Origin of the sequence: Streptomyces coerulescens, assembly GCF_042657965.1 — a bacterium.
Classification (GTDB): domain Bacteria; phylum Actinomycetota; class Actinomycetes; order Streptomycetales; family Streptomycetaceae; genus Streptomyces; species Streptomyces coerulescens.
The window spans coordinates 848,455-870,697 of record NZ_JBHSKM010000019.1 but is presented as its reverse complement, the minus strand read 5'-3'; the positions used below and the strand labels follow the sequence as shown (position 1 = coordinate 870,697).

Sequence of the window (22,243 nt, the reverse complement as noted above, 5' to 3'; positions counted from 1 at the left end):
TGGGTGCGATCAGGAGCACCGACGGTGTGATCACCTGAGGCAAGCAACACGACTCGAGTGCGGGACGAGAGTTATGTACGACGAACAGCAGCAACCCCAGCACGGGCCCCTGGCGGGGTTCACCGTGGGAGTGACCGCCGCGCGCCGCGCCGACGAGCTCGGGGCCCTGCTCCAGCGGCGCGGCGCCGTCGTGCTGCACGCCCCTGCCCTGCGGATCGTGCCGCTCGCCGACGACAGCGAGCTGCTCGCGGCCACCAAGGAGATCATTCAGCGGACGCCGGACGTCGTGGTCGCCACGACCGCGATCGGCTTCCGGGGCTGGATCGAGGCCGCCGACGGGTGGGGGCTCGGCGAGGACCTGCTGGCCCGGCTGGGCGAGGTCGAGCTGCTCGCGCGCGGACCCAAGGTCAAGGGCGCGGTGCGGGCCGCCGGGCTGACCGAGGAGTGGTCGCCGTCCAGCGAGTCCATGGCCGAGGTGCTGGACCGGCTGCTGGAGGAGGGCGTCGAGGGGCGCCGCATCGCCGTACAACTGCACGGTGAGCCGCTGCCCGGGTTCGTGGAGGCGCTCCGGGCCGGGGGAGCGGAGGTGCTCGGGGTGCCGGTCTACCGGTGGCTGCCGCCGGAGGACATCGGGCCGGTGGACCGGCTGCTGGATGCCGCGGTCTCCCGTGGACTCGACGCCGTCACCTTCACCAGTGCGCCCGCCGCGGCGTCGTTGCTGTCGCGGGCGGAGAAGCGAGGGCTGCTGCCGGAACTGCTCGCCGCCTTCGCCCACGATGTCGTTCCCGCCTGCGTCGGGCCGGTCACCGCCCTGCCCCTCCAGGCGCTCGGCGTCGACACGGTCCAGCCCGAGCGCTTCCGGCTCGGGCCGCTCGTCCAGCTGCTGTGCCAGGAACTTCCCGGCCGGGCCCGCTCGTTCCCGGTCGCCGGTCACCGGGTGGAGATCCGGGGGCACGCGGTTCTGGTGGACGGCGCGCTGCGCCCGGTGCCGCCCGCGGGGATGTCCCTGCTGCGGGCCCTGTCGCGGCGGCCGGGGTGGGTCGTCGCCCGTGCCGAGCTGTTGCGTGCGCTGCCGGGTGCCGGGCGGGACGAGCATGCGGTGGAGACGGCGATGGCCCGGCTGCGGACGGCTCTCGGGGCGCCGAAGTTGATCCAGACGGTGGTGAAGCGGGGGTATCGGCTGGCGTTGGATCCGGCGGCGGACGCGAAGTACGCGGACGTGTAGGTTTTCGCCCCCGCCGCCCCTACCCGTCCCGTCCTGAAGGGGCTCCGCCCCTTCGACCCCCGCCTGGGGGCTCCGCCCCCAGGCCCCCCGTCGGCCTGAACGGCCTCGTCCTCAAACGCCGGACGGGCTGATGGGTGCGGACCGGCCAGGAGATGGCGACCGGCCGTATCCCACCAACGCCCGTCCCAGACACCCCACCGCCACCGTCGACAACACCGCCCGCACCACGTTCCACGTCACCCACGGATCCTCGAACTCCTCCCGCAGCGCGGACGGATCCCCGGTGTCCTGAAGGCCGTTGTTCAGCGGGATGTTGAAGGCCACCGTCACGAGGAACGCCAACCCGTACGCCACCAGCGCTCCCCACACCCACCACCGGTAGGGCCGTCCGCGCAGTTGCCACGCCGCGACCGCCGTCAGCGCCGGCGCCCCGAGGAAGCCGAGCAGGAACACCGGGTTCTGGATGACGTCGTTGATGTCGCGCATGACCTGGACGAACACCCGGTCGTCGCTGCGTGCCAGCGCCGGCATCACGGCGCAGGCGAAGATGTAGAAGGCCCCGGCGATCAGGCCCGTGGCGACCATGGCCGCGCCCAGTACGGTTCCGGCGATCGTGTCGTTTCGTGTCATGTCCCTCAGTCAACGGCCGCGCCGGCCCACCGAACATGGCCGTCACGCGCAGGCCCATAAGCGGTCGTCCAGCGCCAACCTCCGGTACGAGGGGTTCCGGCCCCGCCACCGGGCAGGCACTGTGGGAGGGAGACGGTTGACCCCTGGGCGGTGACTGGCACATGGCACTGGGTACGGCCACGGACCCGTACGAACTGCGGTTCGACGCCGGGCGGATCTCGCTGGATCTCCTCGCGACCACACACCCGGAGGAACGGTTCGACTCCATCGACGTGCTGTGTGCCTGGATCGTCGGCGCCGGCCTCGTCCCACCCGGCACCCCGCTGGCCCACGCCGGCCCGCCCTGGCTGGTGGAGTTCCGTGAACTGCGCGGACTCATCGGACAGTTGGTGCGCGGCTCACTCGCCCCCGAGCCCTGGCCGTCGTACGACATCGCGCTCGCCCGGGTGAACGACGTCGCCCGCGCCGCGCCCCCGGCCCCGCGTGCGGTGCGAGGCGAGGACGGCACGCTGGTGCGGGAGTTGGACCATCCGCCGGAGTGCGCCGCGCTGCTCGGGGCGGTCGCTCGGGACGCCCTGGAACTGCTCACCGACCCCGTCGCGCGGGCCGCGCTCAGAGAGTGCGAAGGGGACAACTGCCCCATCGTCTACCTCGACACATCGCGGGGACGCAGGAGGCGCTGGTGCTCCAGTGAGGTCTGCGGGAACCGCGAAAGGGTGGCCCGGCATCGTCGCCGCGTGGCACTCACTCGAGCCTGACAGTCCGTTATGCGGCTTCTGTGGAACGGCTGTCGAAGTGATTTCGATTACATGCCGTTTACCTACGCGACCGTAGGGAAGCGTGGAGATGATCTTGCCGATGTGACGGAAATGTAAAGATCGCGCGGTGGGAATGTGCTGCCATGTCCCGCTCGTCACGTCACTCCGAAGAAAACTGTCGCCTCACTTTGAACATTCAACGCGCCCCTTGCGTACGGGTGGTCGAGCGACCGACTGGGGGAACCCCCGGACATCGGAGGTGGGCGTGCGCAAGGATTCCGTCGTGGCCAATGAACGTGGATCGAGGGCCCGACATCGCATGTCCCAGCCCTCGGAACCTGATGAGGAGCTGATGCGTGCGCTGTACAGAGAGCACGCCGGACCCCTCCTCGCGTATGTCCTTCGACTGGTCGCCGGTGACCGGCAACGAGCAGAGGACGTTGTGCAGGAGACGCTCATCCGTGCCTGGAAGAACGCCGGACAGCTCAATCGAGCGACCGGATCGGTACGCCCCTGGCTGGTGACGGTCGCACGTCGCATCGTCATCGACGGCCACCGCAGCCGGCAGGCCCGGCCGCAGGAGGTCGACCCGTCGCCGCTGGAGGTCATCCCCGCGGAGGACGAGATCGACAAGGCGCTGTGGCTGATGACGCTGTCGGACGCACTCGACGACCTGACCCCCGCCCACCGGGAGGTTCTCGTCGAGACGTACTTCAAGGGGCGTACCGTCAACGAGGCGGCCGAGACGCTGGGCATACCCAGCGGCACCGTTCGCTCAAGGGTTTTCTATGCCCTGCGGTCGATGAAGCTGGCTCTGGAGGAGCGGGGGGTGACGGCGTGATGAGTGTTTACGGGGGAAACCAGGGATTCGGGATGGGCGGTTCGGGTATGTCTGGGTCCATGAGCCCCACGCAGGGACGACCGGGCCCGAGCGAGCACGAAACCGTCGGCGCCTACGCCCTCGGGATCCTCGACGACGCCGAGGCAACCGCTTTCGAGGCTCACCTCGCGACCTGCGAATGGTGCGCCCAGCAACTGGACGAACTCGCCGGAATGGAGCCGATGCTGGCCGCGCTCGCGGACCTGCCCGGTTCCGGTTCGCCCGCGATCGGTGAGTCCCTCTCGGCGAAGCCCAGCCCGCGCATGGTGAACAACCTCGTCGACGAGGTCGCCGAGCGGCGCGCCCAGAAGCGCCGGCGCAGCTTCTACATGGTGGCCGCGGCGGCGGCGCTGATCGTCGCCGGTCCGTTCGCGGCGATCGCGACGACGGGCAGCGACTCGGACGGCGGCCCCGGCACCAGTACGACCCTCGCGGCGAGCCCCGCCAAGGACCTGTTCAACGGGATCGAGGACAAGATCTCGGGGACCGGCTCGGACGGCCAGGTCACCGCGACCGTCGCCATGCGGGAGAAGCCCTACGGCACCGAGACAGCCCTTGAGCTCAAGGGCGTCAAGGGTCCGCTCAAGTGCTCCATGATCTTCGTCAGCAAGGACGGCGAGCGCGAGACGGCCTCCTCCTGGTCGGTCCCGAAGTGGGGCTACGGCATCCCGGACGCCAAGACCGAGCAGGCCAGGAACCCGCTCTACGTCAGCGGCGGCGTGTCCATGGCCCCGAGCGATGTCGACCATGTCGAGATCATGACCTTCGACGGAAAGAAGATCGCTGAGGTCGACGTGTAGTCGACGTAGCTTTTCCGGGTCCCCTTCGCGTACGGTTGACGGCTGCCCAGCACGTCAGAAGGGGGCCCGGTGGCCGCTCAGGCTCAACAGGAAACCGCGCTCGACTCCCTGCGAGACCGAGAGATCGGCGTCGAACAGGAACACCTGGACCGGGTGTACCGACGCCTCGAGGAGAAGATCCACGAGGCCGAGTTCCTGATGAACGACGCGGCCAAGCGCGGCCAGGTCGGCACACCCGGCGCGCTCGCCGAGCGGGACGCGCAGGTCTTCCGGGCCGGCGTACACCTCAACCGGCTCAACAACGAGTTCGAGGACTTCCTCTTCGGGCGGATCGACCTGCTTCTCGGCAAGGACGGCAAGAAGGGGCCCGACGGCGCCTACACCGCCGTCGAGCCGGCCGAGGGCGCGGTACGCGACGACAGCACCGCCGACATCGCCGAGACCCTGCACATCGGCCGCATCGGTGTGCTCGACTCGGACTACTCCCCGCTGGTCATCGACTGGCGGGCCCCTGCCGCGGCACCCTTCTACCGCTCCACCCCGGTCGACCCCGGGCGGGTCGTACGGCGCCGGGTCATCCGCTCCAAGGGCCGCAAGGTCCTCGGCGTCGAGGACGACCTGATGCGCCCCGAGCTCAAGGCGTTCCTCGGCGGGCACGAGCTGCCCGTCATCGGTGACGGCGCCCTGATGGCGGCCCTCGGGCAGGCCCGCGGCCACACCATGCGCGACATCGTGGCGTCCATCCAGGCCGAGCAGGACCTGGTCATCCGCGCCCCCGCCGCCTCGGTGACGTACGTCGAGGGCGGCCCGGGGACCGGAAAGACGGCCGTGGCGCTGCACCGCGCCGCCTACCTGCTCTACCAGGACCGGCGCCGCTACGCGGGCGGCATCCTGATCGTCTCGCCGACCCCGCTGCTGGTGGCGTACACCGAGGGTGTGCTCCCGTCGCTCGGCGAGGAGGGCCAGGTCGCCATCCGCGCGATCGGCTCCCTCGTCGACGGCGTCGAGGCCACGCTCTACGACTCCCCGGCGACGGCCCGCGCCAAGGGCTCGTACCGCATGCTCAAGGTGTTGCGGAAGGCGGCGCGGGGCGCGCTGGAGCTGGGGCCCACGGGAGACGCACGCGGGAGCGGCGCCGGGCAGCTCGCCTTCGGCGACGACGACACCGACGTACCCGCACACGCCCCCGCCGGAACTCCCACCCGGCTGCGCGTCGTCGCCTTCGGGCGCCGGCTGGAGCTGGAGGCCGACGCGCTGGAACGCATCCGCCGCACCGCCCTCGGCGGCACCGCACCCGTGAACCTGCTGCGCCCGCGCGCCCGCAAGCTGCTGCTCGACGCCCTGTGGGCGCAGTCCGGCGGCGCCACCCGGCACACCGACCCGGAACTCGCCGCCGAGCTGCGCTCCTCCTTCGACGAGGACGTGGCCTCGGAGGACAGCTTCCTCGCCTTCCTCGACGCCTGGTGGCCGGAGCTCACCCCGAAGGCGGTCCTCGCGGCGATGGCCGACGAGCGCCGTCTCGGCCGCTGGGCGCGCCGGATCCTCAACCCCGGCGAGGTGCGCAAGGTGGCCCGCTCGCTCAGGCGGGACGGCCTCACCGTGCACGACATCGCCATGCTGGACGAGCTCCAGGCGATCCTCGGCACCCCGGCCCGCCCCAGGAAGAAGCGCGACCTGGACCCGCTGGACCAGCTCACCGGCCTGGAGGAGCTGATGCCGGTGCGCGAGGAGTCGCAGCGCGAACGCGCCGAACGGCTCGCGGCCGAGCGCACCGAGTACGCCCACGTCATCGTCGACGAGGCCCAGGACCTCACGCCCATGCAGTGGCGCATGGTCGGCCGCCGCGGCAGGCACGCCACCTGGACGGTCGTCGGCGACCCGGCCCAGTCCTCGTGGTCCGACGTGGACGAGGCGGCCGAGGCGCGCGACGAGGCCCTCGGCACCCGCCCGCGCCGCCGCTTCCAGCTCACCGTGAACTACCGCAACCCGGCCGAGATCGCCCAGCTCGCCGCGAAGGTGCTGGCCCTGGCCATGCCGGGCTCGACGTCCCCGACAGCGGTCCGCTCCACCGGGGTGGAGCCCCGCTTCACGGTCGTACGGGAATCCCTCGCGCAGACCGTCCGGGAGGAGGCCGCCCGGCTGCTCGACCGCGTCGACGGCACGGTCGGTGTCGTCGTCGCGATGAACCGCCGGGCGGAGGCCGCGCGCTGGCTCGCCGGGCTCGGCGACCGGGTCGTGGCGCTCGGCAGCCTGGAGGCGAAGGGCCTGGAGTACGACGCCACGGTGGTCGTCTCCCCGGCCGAGATCGCGGACGAGTCACCGGCCGGGCTGCGGGTGCTGTACGTCGCGCTGACCCGGGCCACCCAGCAGCTGACGGTGGTGTCGGGGGACCGTGACGAGCCGGACGCCACCGGAGTGCCGGATCTCCTCAGAGATTGACCCGGATGCACTCGCGGCACGGGAATGGCCGTAGGAGAACTGTTTGTTAGCCTGGGTGTGGCACCGGCTCGATCCAAGCCCCCGGGCCCAACCTTCGTCGCTACGAGCGACCACTTGCCGCGAGGCGAGCATGGCGGGTCGGTGTCATGAACGAAGGAAAGAGACCCACGTCATCCTGTGACGTGGGTCTCTTTTCATGCGAAGGCGTGGCGAACAATACGTTCGCAATTCAAGCCCGGCTAACTCCTACTCAGCGGTAGGTGCGACGATCGGACGGCATACCAGCGACACACGGTGAAAGCAGAGGAAGTCGGCCATGGCAACGGCGCCCAGCGTCTCCTACTCGATGACGGTCCGGCTGGAGGTGCCCGCGAGCGGAACCGCGGTCTCCCAGCTCACCACGGCCGTGGAGTCCCACGGAGGCTCGGTCACCGGCCTCGACGTCACCGCCTCCGGACACGAGAAGCTCCGGATCGACGTCACCATCGCCGCCACCTCCACCGCGCACGCCGACGAGATCGTGGAGCAGCTGCGCACCATCGAGGGCGTCACGCTGGGCAAGGTCTCCGACCGTACGTTCCTCATGCACCTCGGCGGCAAGATCGAGATGCAGTCCAAGCACCCCATCCGCAACCGTGACGACCTGTCCATGGTCTACACGCCGGGTGTGGCCCGTGTCTGCATGGCGATCGCCGAGAACCCCGAGGACGCCCGCCGCCTCACCATCAAGCGCAACTCCGTTGCGGTTGTGACGGACGGCTCGGCCGTGCTGGGCCTGGGCAACATCGGCCCGAAGGCCGCGCTGCCCGTGATGGAGGGCAAGGCGGCCCTGTTCAAGCGGTTCGCCGGTATCGACGCCTGGCCGATCTGCCTGGACACCCAGGACACCGACGCGATCGTCGAGATCGTCAAGGCGATCGCCCCCGGGTTCGCCGGCATCAACCTCGAGGACATCTCCGCCCCGCGCTGCTTCGAGATCGAGGCCCGGCTGCGCGAGGCCCTCGACATCCCCGTCTTCCACGACGACCAGCACGGCACCGCGATCGTCGTCCTCGCCGCCCTGACCAACGCACTTCGCGTGGCCGGCAAGGCCATCGAGAACATTCGCGTCGTCATGTCCGGTGCCGGCGCCGCCGGTACGGCCATCCTCAAACTGCTGCTCGCCGCCGGTGTGAAGAACGCCGTCGTGGCCGACATCCACGGTGTCGTGCACGCCGGGCGCGAGGACCTGGTGGACGCCGCGGCCGACTCGCCGCTGCGCTGGATCGCCGACAACACCAACCCCGAGGGCCTGACCGGCTCGCTGAAGGAGGCCGTGCGCGGCGCGGACGTCTTCATCGGCGTCTCCGCCCCGAACGTCCTCGACGGCACCGACGTGGCCGCCATGGCCGAGAACGCGATCGTGTTCGCGCTCGCGAACCCAGACCCCGAGGTCGACCCCGCAATCGCCCGTCAGACGGCCGCAGTTGTGGCCACCGGCCGCTCCGACTTCCCGAACCAGATCAACAACGTGCTGGTCTTCCCGGGTGTCTTCCGCGGTCTGCTGGACGCGCAGTCCCGCACCGTCAACACGGACATGATGCTCGCGGCCGCGAAGGCGCTGGCGGACGTGGTGACCGAGGACGAGCTGAACCCGAACTACATCATCCCGAGCGTGTTCAACGACAAGGTCGCGGGCGCGGTCGCCGGCGCGGTGCGGGAGGCCGCGAAGGCGGTGTCCGCGGTGACGCCGGGCGAGTAATCAGCCGGGTTCGGTGCCTCACAGCCCCGAAAAGTGTGCGTGGGCTGTGAGGATCGCCACGGCAAGCCCTTGTAACGGCGCGTCGTGGAACCTGGGGCCTTGGGACGCCGTTTATCGTGACGGCCAAGCTCAGGCCCTCTCTTCGTGTGACACCCACGGGTGTTCTCACGACTCCTCCGGGCGCCGGATTGGCTTTCCCGCCGCAGGTAGGGGCAGGATGCGTCTCTGGGCGCGAGGGTCTGACGACGGACCCGGGTCCCGGGTCGAACCGAGGACCCTGGCAGCATCGACATCGCTGTGCCCGACATGCGGCTCCGCCGCGTGGCACGCCTCAAGGCAAATGAACACGGGAGTAACAACATGAACCGCAGTGAGCTGGTGGCCGCGCTGGCCGACCGCGCCGAGGTGACCCGCAAGGACGCCGACGCCGTGCTGGCCGCGTTCGCCGAGACCGTCGGCGAGATCGTCGCCAAGGGCGACGAGAAGGTCACGATCCCCGGCTTCCTGACCTTCGAGCGCACCCACCGTGCCGCTCGCACCGCCCGCAACCCGCAGACCGGCGACCCGATCCAGATCCCCGCCGGCTACAGCGTGAAGGTCTCTGCGGGCAGCAAGCTCAAGGAAGCGGCCAAGGGTAAGTAGGGCGCCTGATCGCCGCGCTGGCTCGGCGCGGTGGGCGACTGCGGGTTCGTCGTGGTTTCTCGCGCCCACGCGGCGGAGCCGCATATTGATACGGCCCCGCGCCCCTGAGCAGCGTTGCAGTAACGCCGATGGGGCGGCCAACCGGACTTCGGTTGGCCGCCCCATCGGCGTTCTGCTTGCCGTCTGTCAGCCGAGTGCCTTGCCCGGCAGTTCGACCTTCGCGCCGAGTTCCACGAGCTTCTCCATGCTGTGTCTGTCCGGGGGATAACCCCCGGACCCCCAGCCGAAGGCGGGCGTGTGCCGGGCCGGAGTCAAGCGATCGCCGTCAGCCGAGTGCTTTGCCCGGCAGTTCGACCTTCGCGCCGAGTTCCACGAGCTTCTCCATGCTGTGTCTATCCGGGGGATAACCCCCGGACCCCCAGCCGAAGGCGGGCGTGTGCCGGGCCGGAGTCAAGCGATCGCCGTCAGCCGAGTGCTTTGCCCGGGAGTTCGACCTTCGCGCCGAGTTCCACGAGCTTCTCCATGAAGTTCTCGTAGCCGCGGTTGATGAGGTCGATGCCGTGGACACGGGACGTGCCCTGGGCCGCCAGGGCCGCGATGAGGTACGAGAAGCCGCCGCGCAGGTCGGGGATGACCAGGTCGGCGCCCTGGAGCTTCGTCGGTCCTGAGACCACCGCGGAGTGCAGGAAGTTGCGCTGGCCGAAGCGGCAGTCGGAGCCGCCGAGGCACTCGCGGTAGAGCTGGATGTGGGCGCCCATCTGGTTCAGCGCGGACGTGAAGCCGAGGCGGGACTCGTAGACCGTCTCGTGGATGATGGACAGGCCCGTGGCCTGCGTCAGGGCGACCACCAGCGGCTGCTGCCAGTCCGTCTGGAAGCCCGGGTGCACGTCCGTTTCGAGGGCGATGGACTTCAACTGGCCACCGGGGTGCCAGAAACGGATGCCCTCGTCGTCGATCTCGAAGGCACCGCCCACCTTCCGGTAGGTGTTGAGGAACGTCATCATCGAGCGCTGCTGGGCGCCGCGGACGTAGATGTTGCCCTCGGTCGCGAGCGCGGCGGACGCCCAGGAGGCGGCTTCCAGACGGTCCGGCAGGGCGCGGTGGTTGTAGCCGCCGAGCCGGTCCACACCGGTGATGCGGATCGTGCGGTCGGTGTCCATCGCGATGATGGCGCCCATCTTCTGCAGCACGCAGATGAGGTCCTCGATCTCCGGCTCCACGGCCGCGTTCGAGAGCTCGGTGACGCCTTCCGCGAGGACGGCCGTCAGCAGCACCTGCTCGGTCGCGCCGACGGACGGGTACGGCAGCTTGATCTTGGTGCCGCGCAGCCGCTGCGGAGCCTCCAGGTACTGGCCGTCGGCCCGCTTCTCGATCTTCGCGCCGAACTGCCGCAGCACCTCGAAGTGGAAGTCGATGGGCCGGCCGCCGATGTCACAGCCGCCGAGTCCGGGGATGAAGGCGTGGCCGAGGCGGTGGAGGAGGGGGCCGCAGAAGAGGATCGGGATGCGGCTCGACCCGGCGTGGGCATCGATGTCAGCGACGTTCGCGCTCTCCACGTGCGAGGGATCCATCACCAGTTCGCCCGGTTCCTCACCCGGACGGACCGTCACCCCGTGCAGTTGCAGCAGACCGCGTACGACACGCACGTCACGGATGTCCGGCACGTTGCGCAGTCGACTCGGCTCACTGCCCAGCAGGGCGGCGACCATTGCCTTCGGTACGAGGTTCTTCGCACCTCGGACACGGATCTCGCCCTCCAGCGGGGTTCCGCCGTGGACAAGCAGGACATCGTCGTTGACGGTCATGTATCTCGCGTTCCGATGAGTTGGGCAGGGGCCAGGAGGGAAAGGGTAATCGCCGTCGACCCCCCTTCAGTAAGCCCAAGTACGGCTCAGGAACGTCATAGCTCTGTCACAACACGAACGGTTCACCGCCGGGCACGAGCGGTCACCACGACGGGCCGTGCGCCGGGGGGCGCTCCTGTCCGCCCTGAGCTGCATTCACTCCCGAACAGGCATTGCCTCCCCACACGAAGGGAAGATGCGGGATCATGTCTGGCATGACCGAGGTGTCCTCGCTCACAGGGCGGCTGCTCGTGGCAACGCCCGCCCTGGCGGACCCGAACTTCGACCGCGCGGTGGTGCTCCTTCTCGACCACGACGAGGAGGGCTCCCTCGGCGTCGTCCTCAACCGTCCGACGCCCGTCGACGTGGGCGACATCCTGGAGGGCTGGGCGGATCTGGCCGGCGAGCCGGGTGTCGTCTTCCAGGGCGGCCCGGTGTCCCTGGACTCGGCGCTCGGCGTGGCCGTCATCCCCGGTGACGCGAACGGCGAGAGCGCCCCGCTGGGCTGGCGTCGGGTGCACGGCGCGATCGGGCTCGTGGACCTGGAGGCACCGCCGGAGCTGCTCGCCTCGGCCGTCGGATCCCTGAGAATCTTCGCCGGATACGCCGGCTGGGGCCCCGGCCAGCTGGAGGACGAGCTGGTGGAGGGCGCCTGGTACGTCGTCGAGTCCGAGCCGGGCGATGTGTCCTCGCCGTCCCCGGAAGGGCTCTGGCGCTCGGTACTGCGCCGCCAGCGCAACGAGCTCGCGATGGTGGCCACGTACCCGGACGACCCATCGCTCAACTGATGCAAGTGAGCTTCAGTACTCTTGGCGGTATGAGCACTCTCGAGCCCGAGCGCGGGACTGGTACGGGGACCCTCGTCGAGCCCACGCCGCAGACTTCCCACGGCGACGGCGACCACGAGCGCTTCGCCCACTACGTCCAGAAGGACAAGATCATGGCGAGCGCCCTCGACGGCACCCCCGTCGTGGCGCTGTGCGGCAAGGTCTGGGTGCCGGGCCGCGACCCGAAGAAGTACCCCGTGTGTCCCATGTGCAAGGAGATCTACGAGTCCATGGGCGCCGGCGGCGACGACAAGGGCAAGGGCGGCGACAAGAAGTAACCCCGCTGCCTTCGGCCTGAGCTTCCCAAGGCCCCCGGGTGCGTTTCGACGCGCCCGGGGGCCTTCGCGTTGTCACGAAGTGGTTGAGACCTCTTGTGGACCTGTTCACGTAGTCCCTAGGCTCCGATGCGTTGTGCAGAGCGAAATAGCCATTGCATATGTTGCAACACACGCTCGGAGGAACACTCCATGAAGCTCCCCTCTCGACTGGCCGCACTCCTGGCTGCGGCAGCGGTCGTCACCGCCTGCGCCCCCCAGACTTCCGACAACGCCTCCTCCGACAAGGACGAGCAGACCGGCACCCTGCGGGTCTGGCTCTTCCAGGAGGTCGGCAACCAGCCGAAGGAGAAGGTCGTCGACTCCGTCGTCGCCGCCTTCGAGAAGGAGCACAAGGGCGCGAAGGTCGACGTCGAGTACATCCCGGTCGAGACCCGCGCCCAGCGCGTCAAGGCCGCCTTCAACGACCCGAAGTCCGCCCCCGACGTCATCGAGTACGGCAACACCGACACCGCCGGCTATGTGAAGGACGGCGGACTCCTAGACGTCACGAAGGAGTTCGGCGACTGGAGCGAGGCGAAGGACACCGACCCCACGGCCAGGCAGTCCGTCACCGTGGACGGCAAGATCTACGGCGCGCCCTTCTACGTCGGCGTCCGCGCCCTGTACTACCGGACGGACGTCTTCGAGGAACTCGGCCTCGAAGTGCCGAAGACCATGGCCGAGTTGGCGACGACGGCCCGCAGGATCCGCGCCGAGAAGCCCGAGCTGTACGGCCTCGTCGTCGGCGGGGCGTACACCTACGGCGCGATGCCGTTCGTCTGGGCCAACGGTGGTGAGCTCGCCACCGGCAAGGGCGGCTCGTACGCCTCGGCGATCGACAGCGAGGCCGCGCAGAAGGGCATCAAGGAGTACACGTCCCTCTTCTCCGACGACAACTGTCCCGCCGCCAAGTGCGCGGGCATGGGCGGCAACGACACGGTGACCGCGTTCGCGGCCGGCAAGGCGGGCATGGCGATCGGCGGCGACTTCAGCCACGCGGCCGTGGAGGCCGGGAAGGTCAAGGGCAAGTACGCGGTCGTGCCGCTGCCGGGGGTGAAGGCCGGGTCCGTCGCGCCGGCGTTCGCCGGGGGCAACAACATCGGCGTCCTGAAGAGCACGTCGCACCGGACGCTGGCGGTTCGGCTGATGGAGCAGCTGGCCTCGAAGGAGACGCAGGCGTCGATGTTCGAGGCGATGGGGTTCCTGCCGACGTTCGGGGACGTGCGGGAGAAGGCGGCGGCGGAGAAGCCGTACGTGAAGCCGTTCGTGCAGACCCTGGCCTCGGGTACGAAGTTCGTTCCCGCGTCGCCCGCGTGGTCGGAGATCGACTCTTCTCTTGTGCTGCCGACGATGTTCCAGGAGGTCATCAGCGGTAAGAAGGATGTGGCCGGGGCCTCGGGGGACGCCGCGAAGAAGATGGATGAGGCGTTTGGGTCCGTGGGATGAGTGCGCCCAGTAGCTCGGGGGTGGTCGAGCGTGGGCGGGTGCCGGTGGATCGTGGTTTCTCGCGCAGTTCCCCGCGCCCCCAAGGGGGTCGTCGTGCCCTGCGCCAGAAAACACCCTGGCTTTATCTCGCTCCCGCCCTCCTCGTGCTCGGCGGACTGCTCGTCTACCCCGTCTACCAGCTCGGGCTGATCTCGTTCTTCGAGTACACGCAGGCGCAGGTCAGCGGTGGGGAGCCGACCACCTTCCAGGGGTTGGAGAACTACTCGGAGCTGTTCTCGGACTCGCAGTTCTGGCAGGTGCTGCTCGCCACCGTCGTCTTCGCGGCCGCGTGTGTCGTCTCGACGCTCGCCGTGGGGTGTGCGCTCGCCGTGTTGCTCACGCGGGTGCGTGCCGTGCCGCGGCTGGCGTTGATGCTGGCCGCGCTGGGGGCCTGGGCGACGCCGGCCATCACCGGGTCGACGGTGTGGCTGTTCCTGTTCGACCCGGACTTCGGGCCGGTGAACCGGATGCTGGGGCTCGGGGACTACTCCTGGACGTACGGGCGGATCAGTGCCTTCTTCCTGGTGCTGCTCGAAGTGGTGTGGTGCTCCTTTCCGTTCGTGATGGTGACGGTGTACGCGGGGATCAGGGCCGTTCCGGCCGAGGTGCTGGAGGCCGCCGCGCTGGACGGTGCCTCGCAGTGGCGGATCTGGCGGTCGGTACTGGCGCCGATGCTGCGGCCGATCCTGGTGGTCGTCACCATCCAGTCGGTCATCTGGGACTTCAAGGTCTTCACGCAGATCTATGTGATGACCAACGGCGGCGGCATCGCGGGCCAGAACCTGGTCCTGAATGTGTACGCCTACCAGAAGGCGTTCGCCTCCTCGCAGTACAGCCTGGGCTCGGCGATCGGGGTGGTGATGCTGCTGATCCTGCTGGCCGTGACGCTCGTGTATCTGCGGCTGCTGCGCAGGCAGGGGGAGGAGCTGTGAGTTCCATGAATCCGATGAATCTCGTACGGCGTCCCTGGCGGCTGCTGGCGGAGACGTCCGCGCTGCTGATCGCCGTGGTGGTGGCGTTTCCGCTGTACTGGATGGTGCTCGGCGCCTTCAAACCGGCCGGGGAGATCGAGTCGAGCGAGCCGCGGCCGTGGACGCTGCAGCCTTCCCTGGATTCCTTCCGGCGGGTCTTCGAGCAGAACGAATTCGGCCGTTACTTCGTCAACAGTCTTGTCGTCGCGTGCACCGTCGTGATCGCCTCGGCGCTGATCGCGTTTCTCGCGGCGACCGCGGTCACGCGATTCCGGTTCCGCTTCCGGACCACGCTGTTGATCATGTTTCTGGTGGCCCAGATGGTGCCGGTCGAGGCCCTCACGATCCCCCTGTTCTTCCTCATGCGGGACTTCGGCCAACTGAACACGCTCGGGTCGCTGATCCTGCCGCACATCGCCTTCTCGCTGCCGTTCGCGATCTGGATGCTGCGGGGGTTTGTGAAGGCCGTTCCGGAGGCTCTGGAGGAGGCCGCGTACATCGACGGGGCGAGCCGGTCGCGATTCCTGTGGCAGATCCTTTTCCCGCTGGTCTTCCCGGGGTTGGTGGCCACCAGCGTTTTCTCCTTCATCTCCGCCTGGAACGACTTCCTGTTCGCCAAGTCCTTCATCATCAGCGACACTTCACAGTCCACCCTGCCGATGGCCCTGCTCGTCTTCTACAAGCCGGACGAGCCGGACTGGGGCGGGGTGATGGCGGCCTCCACGGTGATGACGATTCCGGTACTGATCTTCTTCGTGCTCGTGCAGCGCCGGCTGGTGTCGGGGCTGGGCGGAGCGGTAAAGGACTGACGTGACTGAACTGATTCCGCTGCCCCGCGATGTCGTCGCCGGTTCCGGCGAGGTAAGGCTGACGGCGTACTCCCAGATCTATGCCGGCCCCGGAGTGGAGGGCGTGGGTCACTGGCTCAGCGGCGTGCTGCGCCAGGCCACCGGACTGCCCCTGCGCGAGGGGTGGGAACTCGACGACACCGACGACGACGGCATCGGCCTCCAGCTCGGGACGGGGCTCGGCCCGGAGGAATACCGCCTCGTCAGCGACTCGACCGGCGTCCTGATCGAGGGCGGCAGCGCGGCCGGGGTCTTCTGGGGAGCGCAGACGCTGCGTCAGCTCCTCGGCCCCGACGCCTACCGCAGGGCCCCGGTCGACCGCGACCGCATCTGGGCCGTGCCGCACGTCACCATCGAGGACGCCCCGCGATTCCGCTGGCGCGGCGTCATGCTCGATGTGGCCCGGCACTTCATGCCCAAGGACGGTGTGCTGCGCCACCTGGACCTGTTGGCCGCACACAAACTGAACGTCTTCCACTTCCATCTGACGGACGACCAGGGCTGGCGCGTCGAGATCAAGAAGTACCCCCGGCTCACCGAGGTCGGCTCCTGGCGGGCGCGCACGAAATTCGGCCATCGGGCATCCCCGCTGTGGGAGGAGAAGCCGCACGGTGGTCACTACACCCAGGACGACATCCGCGAGATCGTCGCGTACGCCGCCGAGCGGCATATCACCGTCGTCCCGGAAATCGACGTACCCGGCCACTCGCAGGCCGCCATCGCCGCGTACCCGGAACTCGGCAACACCGACGTCATCGACACCTCCGCGCTCTCGGTCTGGGACACCTGGGGGATCAATCCGAACGTACTCGCCCCCACTGACAACACCCTGCGCTTCTACGAGGGGGTGTTCGAGGAAGTCCTGGAGCTGTTCCCCTCGGAGTTCATTCACGTCGGGGGCGACGAATGCCCCAAGGACCAGTGGCGGCAGTCGGCCACCGCACAGGAGCGCATCCGGGAACTCGGTCTGAAGGACGAGGACGAGCTCCAGGCGTGGTTCATCGGCCACTTCGACACCTGGCTCACCGCGCGCGGGCGACGGCTCATCGGCTGGGACGAGATTCTGGAGGGCGGGCTGGCGAAAGGCGCGGCCGTGTCGTCCTGGCGCGGATACGCGGGCGGTGTCGCGGCGGCCCGCGCGGGCCACGACGTCGTCATGTGCCCCGAGCAGCAGGTGTATCTGGACCACCGTCAGGACGCGGGAGCCGACGAGCCGGTACCGATCGGCTATGTGCGCACTCTGGAGGACGTCTATCGGTTCGAGCCCGTTCCCGCCGAGTTGACGCCGGACGAGGCCGGGCATGTGCTCGGCACCCAGGCCAACCTGTGGACCGAGGTGATGGAGGACCCGGCGCGGGTGGACTACCAGGCGTTTCCGCGCCTGGCCGCCTTCGCCGAGGTGGCCTGGAGCGGCCTGCCCGCCCCGGCGCGACGGGACTTCGCGGACTTCGAGCGCCGACTGGCCGCCCACTACGGGCGACTTGACGCCCTCGGGGTCGCGTACCGGCCACCCACGGGACCGCGGCCCTGGCAGCGGCGCCCCGGGGTGCCGGGCCGTCCGATCGACGGGCCGCCCCCGAACAGATAATGGAAAAAAACCGGCAAGGGGTCACCGAAGAGTGTCAATCGGTACGCACTGGTGATGCCGGGTGATGCCGTGCGAAAACGGACCATCTCCCTGATCAGGTGGGCGAATGCCTCCTAGCGGACCCCTGTCCTCGTGCCCTGCGAAGATGTGCCAGAGTTGCCACGTCCGCCCTGTCAGCACGTACCGTACGGCAACACAGGTGGGACCAGGTGGGGCAGCGGGAAGGGGCAGCCGGTTTGACCACGCACGCACCGCAGGCGGCGCAGGCCGTCACGCTGCCCACGACGCTGGACGAGGCCGTGGCGGCACTCGCGGCCATGCCCGCCGCCGTGCCCGTGGCGGGCGGCACCGACCTGATGGCCGCCGTCAACTCCGGGCAGCTCAGGCCCGCCGCACTGGTCGGCCTCGGCAAGATCAGCGAGATCCGCGGCTGGCAGTACCAGGACGGCCACGCGCTGCTCGGCGCGGGCCTCACGCACGCGCGCATGGGCCGCCCCGACTTCGCGGCCCTCATCCCGGCGCTCGCCGCCGCCGCACGCGCCGCGGGCCCGCCGCAGATCCGCAACGCCGGGACCCTCGGCGGCAACATCGCCTCGGCGTCCCCGACCGGTGACGCGCTGCCGGTGCTCGCCGCCCTCGAAGCGACCCTGATCGTCGCGGGCCCGGGCGGAGCCCGCCGGGAGATCCCGGTGTCACACCTGCTGGCGGGCATGGAGATGCTGCGCGCCGGCGAACTCATCGGCTACGTGCGCGTGCCGCTCCTGCACGCCCCGCAGGTCTTCCTCAAGGCCACCGGCCGCACCGGGCCGGGACGCGCCATGGCGTCCGTCGCGGTCGTGCTCGACCCCGCACGGCGCGGAGTCAGGTGCGCCGTGGGCGCCATAGCGCCGATGCCGCTCAGGCCCCTGGAGGCCGAGCAGTGGGTCGCCCAGCTGATCGACTGGGACAACAACCGCGCGATCGTCCCCGAGGCGCTCAACGCCTTCGGCGAGTACGTCGCCGCCGCCTGCATCCCCGACCCGGCCCCGGCCGAGGACGGATCCGTGACTCAGCATCCGCCCGCCGTACTGCACCTGCGGCGCACCGTCGCCGCGCTGGCCCGACGAGCACTGGGGAGGGCGCTGTCGTGACCGACGACCAGCACGCAGAGGGCAGGCCCCAGGGCCCGGGCCGCTGGGACCCGCTGCCCCAGGGCGAGTACGACGACGGCGCCACCGCCTTCGTCAAGCTCCCCGAAGGGGGCATCGACGCCCTTCTGGCCGGCTCCGACAGTCCGCTCGCCGCGCCGGGCCACGGGTACGTCCCGCCGCAGATAACGGTCGCGCCGGGCACCGACCCCTCGGCCCCCGGCGGCTGGCCGGCCGCGGGCACGCCCGCCGAGGGCGCCGGGTGGCCCGACCCGAACGCCCCGCAGGAGCAGGGCGGCGACCGGTTCACGTACAACCCCGGCGCCACCCAGCAGTGGAACTTCTCCGAGACCGCGGCGGGCCCGGACACCGGCGCGCCGGGGCAGGACGTCACCGGGCAGTGGTCGATCCCCGTCGCCGACGGTGACCTTCCGGACGAATCGGGCGAGTTCACCACGTCGTCGCTCGTCGAGCAGTGGGGCGGCGGCACCCCGCCGGCCACGCTGCCCGGCGGTGCGGCCGCACCCTGGGCGACGCAGGCGACCGGGCAGCCGTGGGGACAGCAGGCCGAGGCCGCGGCCGGCGAGGCGCTGGGTACCGCGCCCGCGCCCGGGCGGCCCGCCGATGCCGGGCACGTTCCCGGACGTCCGGGGCAGCCGGGACCGCACGCCGGCGACCCGCATGCCGCACCCGCCGGCGGGCGCCCCGCCCGGCGGCCGGTCGGGACCGGGCCCGCGTCCGCCGCGCTCGGCCGGGACGCCGACCCGTCCGCGACGCCCGGTGCGGAGCCCCACGCGCGCGTGCAGCCCGGCGCGTTCGCCCCGAGCCGCTCCGAGCGCCCCGCCGAAGAGTCCGCCGAGAGCGCTTCAGAGGCCTCACAGGCCGCTCCCGGGAGCGGTGAGCCCGGCACGGACGGCGCGGACGCCCGAGGCGTCACAGAGGCCCCCCAGGGCCCCGCAGAGCCCTCCGCCGAGAGCGCACCCGCCGACGGCGCGTCGGGCACCGAGGCCGCCGAGGACTCCGGGCAGTCCGACGACGCGCCGCCGCTGCCCGGCGAGGAACACCCCCTGGCTTCCTACGTCCTGCGCGTCAACGGCGTCGACCGGCCCGTCTCGGACGCCTGGATCGGCGAGTCGCTGCTCTACGTGCTGCGCGAGCGGCTCGGTCTCGCGGGCGCCAAGGACGGCTGCTCGCAGGGCGAGTGCGGCGCCTGCAACGTGCAGGTCGACGGACGGCTCGTCGCGTCCTGCCTGGTGCCCGCCGTGACCGCCGCAGGCAGCGAGGTCCGTACCGTCGAGGGCCTCGCCGTCGACGGACAGCCCTCGGACGTGCAACGGGCGCTCGCGCGCTGCGGCGCCGTTCAGTGCGGCTTCTGCGTGCCGGGCATGGCGATGACCGTGCACGACCTGCTGGAGGGCAACCCGGCCCCGACCGAGCTGGAGACCCGCCAGGCACTGTGCGGCAACCTGTGCCGCTGCTCCGGCTACCGGGGCGTGGTGGACGCCGTCAAGGAAGTCGTCGCCGAGCGCGAGGCGCACAGCGGATCCGACGACGAACAGGACGGGGACGAGCCGCGTATCCCTCACCAGGCGGGCCCGGGGGCCGGCGGGGTCAACCCGTCGGCGTTCGAGGCACGGGGCGTCAGGGGACCGCATGACCAGGCGTACGGCCAGGACGGAGGCCAGGCGTGAGCAACGAAGCCGCCACCGCGACCACAGCCGCGGAGGCAGCACCCGCCCCCGAGCCGATCCCGCACGGCCTCGGCGCCTCACTGCAGGCCGCCGACGCCCGCGCCAAGACCGAGGGCACGTTCCCGTACGCGGCCGACCTGTGGGCCGAGGGCCTGCTGTGGGCGGCCGTCCTGCGCTCGCCGCACCCGCACGCGCGCATCAAGTCCATCGACACCGCCCACGCGCGGGAGATGCCCGGCGTCCGTGCCGTCGTCACGCACGAGGACGTGCCGGGCAGCCCGCTGCTCGGCCGCGGCAAGGCCGACCGCCCGGTCTTCGCCTCCGAGGTCGTACGCCACCACGGTGAGCCCATCGCCGCCGTCGCCGCCGACCACCCGGACACCGCACGCCTGGCCGCCGCGGCCGTCATCGTCGAGTACGAGACGCTCGACCCGGTGACCGACCCCGAGCAGGCCTTCGAGGCCGAGCCGCTGCATCCCGACGGCAATCTGATCCGGCACATCCCGCTGCGCCACGGCGACCCGGACGCGGCCGGCGACATCGTCGTAGAGGGCCTCTACCGCATCGGCCGCCAGGACCCGGCCCCCATCGGCGCCGAGGCGGGCCTCGCCGTGCCGCGCCCCGACGGCGGCGTGGAGCTGTACCTCGCCTCCACCGACCCGCACACCGACCGCGACCGGGCCGCCGCCTGCTACGGCCTTGAGCCCGAGCGCGTCAAGGTCGTCGTCACCGGCGTACCCGGCGCCACCGCCGACCGCGAGGACCAGGGCTTCCAGCTCCCGCTCGGCCTGCTGGCGCTGAAGACCGGCTGCCCGGTGAAGCTGACGGCCACGCGCGAGGAGTCCTTCCTCGGCCACACCCACCGCCACCCGACCCTCCTGCGGTACCGCCATCACGCGGACGCCGAGGGCAAGCTGGTCAAGGTCGAGGCACAGATCCTGCTGGACGCGGGCGCCTACGCCGACACCTCCGCCGAGGCCCTGGCCGCCGCCGTCGGCTTCGCCTGCGGCCCGTACGTCGTCCCGAACGCCTTCATCGAGGGCTGGGCCGTACGCACCAACAACCCGCCGTCGGGCCATGTGCGCGGCGAGGGCGCCATGCAGGTGTGCGCCGCCTACGAGGCGCAGATGGACAAGCTGGCCAAGAAGCTCGGCATGGACCCGGCGGAGCTGCGCCTGCGCAACGCGCTGGCAACCGGCGACGTACTCCCGACCGGCCAGACGGTGACCTGCCCCGCCCCGGTGGCGGAGCTGTTGCAGGCCGTACGGGACCACCCGCTCCCCGCTCTGCCCAAGGACACCCCCGAGGACGAGTGGCTGCTGCCCGGCGGCCCCGAGGGCGCGGGCGAACCGGGCGCGGTGCGCCGCGGCGTGGGCTATGGCCTGGGCATGGTGCACATGCTCGGCGCCGAGGGCGCGGACGAGGTCTCCACGGCGACCGTGAAGGTCCACGACGGCGTGGCGACGGTGCTCTGCGCGGCCGTCGAGACCGGCCAGGGCTTCACGACCCTGGCCCGGCAGATCGTCCAGGAGACCCTCGGCATCGACGAGGTGCACGTGGCACCCGTGGACACCGACCAGCCGCCGGCGGGCGCGGGCTGCCGCGGCCGGCACACCTGGGTGTCGGGCGGCGCGGTGGAGCGGGCGGCCAGGATGGTCCGTACGCAGCTGCTCCAGCCCCTGGCGCACAAGTTCGGCATGTCCACCGAGCTGCTCCAGATCACCGACGGCAAGATCACGTCGTACGACGGCGTCCTGTCGACCACCGTCACCGAGGCCCTGGACGGCAAGGAGCTGTGGGCGACGGCCCAGTGCCGCCCGCACCCGACCGAACCGCTGAACGACGCCGGCCAGGGCGACGCCTTCGTGGGCATGTCCTTCTGCGCGATCCGCGCGGTCGTCGACGTCGACATCGAGCTGGGCTCGGTGCGCGTGGTCGAGCTGGCCCTCGCCCAGGACGTCGGGCGGGTGCTGAACCCGGCGCAGCTGGAGGCGCGCATCGAGGCGGGCGTGACGCAGGGCGTGGGCATAGCGCTCACGGAGAACTTGCGTTCGGCACGCGGCCTGATCCGGCACCCGGACCTGACGGGTTACTCCCTGCCGACGGCCCTGGACGCCCCCGACATCCGGATCGTGAAGCTGGTCGAGGAGCGGGACGTGGTCGCGCCCTTCGGTGCGAAGGCGGTCAGCGCGGTTCCGGTGGTGACGTCACCGGCGGCCATCGCGTCGGCCGTGCGGGCGGCGACGGGCCGTCCCGTGAACCGGCTGCCGATCCGGCCGCAGGCCGCGGTGGTCAACGCGCAGTGAGCGGGGCCCGGCCGGAGGGCCGGGTCGTCCTCCCTCTCCTCGACCGGATGTCGCGGGCGCTCGTGGGAGCGATTCCAGCGAGAAGGGAACGTTCGGGGGTGCGTTGAACGTCTACTGATGTGAA

The 22,243-nt window shown here is 70.6% G+C and carries 18 protein-coding genes; 16 read left to right on the top strand and 2 right to left on the bottom strand.

The features are described 5' to 3' along the window. Positions 1 to 73 precede the first annotated feature (73 nt). Complete coding sequence (locus ACFPQ9_RS27135) at positions 74 to 1,225, top strand: uroporphyrinogen-III synthase (protein ID WP_380858457.1); 1,152 nt, start codon at positions 74 to 76, stop codon at positions 1,223 to 1,225. 111 nt (positions 1,226 to 1,336) lie between these two features. Here ACFPQ9_RS27135 and ACFPQ9_RS27130 read toward each other — a convergent pair whose 3' ends face one another. Then, entirely contained in the window at positions 1,337 to 1,855 is a 519-nt protein-coding gene (locus tag ACFPQ9_RS27130; protein WP_380858454.1) for an anthrone oxygenase family protein, read from the bottom strand. A gap of 161 nt (positions 1,856 to 2,016) precedes the next feature. Between ACFPQ9_RS27130 and ACFPQ9_RS27125 the strand changes: the two genes are divergently transcribed. The 6 genes from ACFPQ9_RS27125 to ACFPQ9_RS27100 all read left to right on the top strand — a co-directional run bounded on the left by ACFPQ9_RS27125 (position 2,017) and on the right by ACFPQ9_RS27100 (position 9,115). After that, the gene (locus ACFPQ9_RS27125; RefSeq protein WP_380858451.1) at positions 2,017 to 2,613 is read left to right on the top strand and encodes a CGNR zinc finger domain-containing protein; all 597 of its coding nucleotides are present in this window, start codon (positions 2,017 to 2,019) and stop codon (positions 2,611 to 2,613) included. 319 nt (positions 2,614 to 2,932) lie between these two features. Continuing rightward, positions 2,933 to 3,454, top strand: a complete 522-nt coding sequence (locus ACFPQ9_RS27120) for a sigma-70 family RNA polymerase sigma factor (protein WP_010039908.1) — start codon at positions 2,933 to 2,935, stop codon at positions 3,452 to 3,454. A gap of 59 nt (positions 3,455 to 3,513) precedes the next feature. After that, complete coding sequence (locus ACFPQ9_RS27115) at positions 3,514 to 4,293, top strand: anti-sigma factor family protein (protein WP_380858444.1); 780 nt, start codon at positions 3,514 to 3,516, stop codon at positions 4,291 to 4,293. A 69-nt stretch (positions 4,294 to 4,362) separates the two neighbouring features. After that, positions 4,363 to 6,732 (top strand): HelD family protein, encoded by a 2,370-nt coding sequence (locus ACFPQ9_RS27110; protein WP_380858441.1) that lies wholly within the window; start codon positions 4,363 to 4,365, stop codon positions 6,730 to 6,732. A 316-nt stretch (positions 6,733 to 7,048) separates the two neighbouring features. Beyond that, positions 7,049 to 8,473, top strand: coding sequence for an NAD-dependent malic enzyme (locus tag ACFPQ9_RS27105; RefSeq protein ID WP_380858438.1), 1,425 nt, complete (start codon positions 7,049 to 7,051; stop codon positions 8,471 to 8,473). Between the two features lie 360 nt (positions 8,474 to 8,833). Continuing rightward, positions 8,834 to 9,115, top strand: a complete 282-nt coding sequence (locus ACFPQ9_RS27100; RefSeq protein WP_007382399.1) for an HU family DNA-binding protein — start codon at positions 8,834 to 8,836, stop codon at positions 9,113 to 9,115. A 464-nt stretch (positions 9,116 to 9,579) separates the two neighbouring features. Here ACFPQ9_RS27100 and murA read toward each other — a convergent pair whose 3' ends face one another. Then, positions 9,580 to 10,920 carry a UDP-N-acetylglucosamine 1-carboxyvinyltransferase gene (murA, locus tag ACFPQ9_RS27095; protein WP_380858428.1) on the bottom strand — a complete coding sequence of 447 codons (1,341 nt, stop codon included), beginning with the start codon at positions 10,918 to 10,920 and terminating at the stop codon, positions 9,580 to 9,582. 254 nt (positions 10,921 to 11,174) lie between these two features. Here murA and ACFPQ9_RS27090 point away from each other — a divergent pair, with 254 nt between their 5' ends. From ACFPQ9_RS27090 to ACFPQ9_RS27050, 9 genes are all read left to right on the top strand, one after another. Beyond that, on the top strand, positions 11,175 to 11,747 hold the full coding sequence (locus tag ACFPQ9_RS27090; RefSeq protein WP_030946849.1) for a YqgE/AlgH family protein: 573 nt from the start codon (positions 11,175 to 11,177) through the stop codon (positions 11,745 to 11,747). Between the two features lie 29 nt (positions 11,748 to 11,776). Further along, positions 11,777 to 12,064 (top strand): DUF3039 domain-containing protein, encoded by a 288-nt coding sequence (locus ACFPQ9_RS27085; RefSeq protein ID WP_030054422.1) that lies wholly within the window; start codon positions 11,777 to 11,779, stop codon positions 12,062 to 12,064. Positions 12,065 to 12,253: 189 nt separating this feature from the next. Then, complete coding sequence (locus ACFPQ9_RS27080; RefSeq protein WP_380858423.1) at positions 12,254 to 13,549, top strand: extracellular solute-binding protein; 1,296 nt, start codon at positions 12,254 to 12,256, stop codon at positions 13,547 to 13,549. Beyond that, a complete protein-coding gene (locus tag ACFPQ9_RS27075) occupies positions 13,546 to 14,520 on the top strand; it encodes a carbohydrate ABC transporter permease (protein ID WP_380858420.1) in 975 nt (324 codons plus the stop codon). Before ACFPQ9_RS27080 ends, ACFPQ9_RS27075 begins: the two co-directional genes overlap by 4 nt. A 14-nt stretch (positions 14,521 to 14,534) precedes the next feature. Then, complete coding sequence (locus ACFPQ9_RS27070; protein WP_380858704.1) at positions 14,535 to 15,368, top strand: carbohydrate ABC transporter permease; 834 nt, start codon at positions 14,535 to 14,537, stop codon at positions 15,366 to 15,368. Between the two features lies 1 nt (position 15,369). Further along, positions 15,370 to 16,995: a beta-N-acetylhexosaminidase gene (locus tag ACFPQ9_RS27065; RefSeq protein WP_380858417.1), complete on the top strand. Its 1,626-nt coding sequence runs from the start codon at positions 15,370 to 15,372 to the stop codon at positions 16,993 to 16,995. A 236-nt stretch (positions 16,996 to 17,231) separates the two neighbouring features. Beyond that, positions 17,232 to 18,125 carry an FAD binding domain-containing protein gene (locus tag ACFPQ9_RS27060; protein ID WP_380858414.1) on the top strand — a complete coding sequence of 298 codons (894 nt, stop codon included), beginning with the start codon at positions 17,232 to 17,234 and terminating at the stop codon, positions 18,123 to 18,125. Continuing rightward, a complete protein-coding gene (locus ACFPQ9_RS27055) occupies positions 18,122 to 19,813 on the top strand; it encodes a 2Fe-2S iron-sulfur cluster-binding protein (protein ID WP_380858411.1) in 1,692 nt (563 codons plus the stop codon). The genes ACFPQ9_RS27060 and ACFPQ9_RS27055 overlap by 4 nt, the downstream gene beginning before the upstream one ends. Beyond that, positions 19,810 to 22,119 carry a xanthine dehydrogenase family protein molybdopterin-binding subunit gene (locus tag ACFPQ9_RS27050; RefSeq protein ID WP_380858408.1) on the top strand — a complete coding sequence of 770 codons (2,310 nt, stop codon included), beginning with the start codon at positions 19,810 to 19,812 and terminating at the stop codon, positions 22,117 to 22,119. Before ACFPQ9_RS27055 ends, ACFPQ9_RS27050 begins: the two co-directional genes overlap by 4 nt. The last annotated feature ends 124 nt before the right edge of the window (positions 22,120 to 22,243 follow it).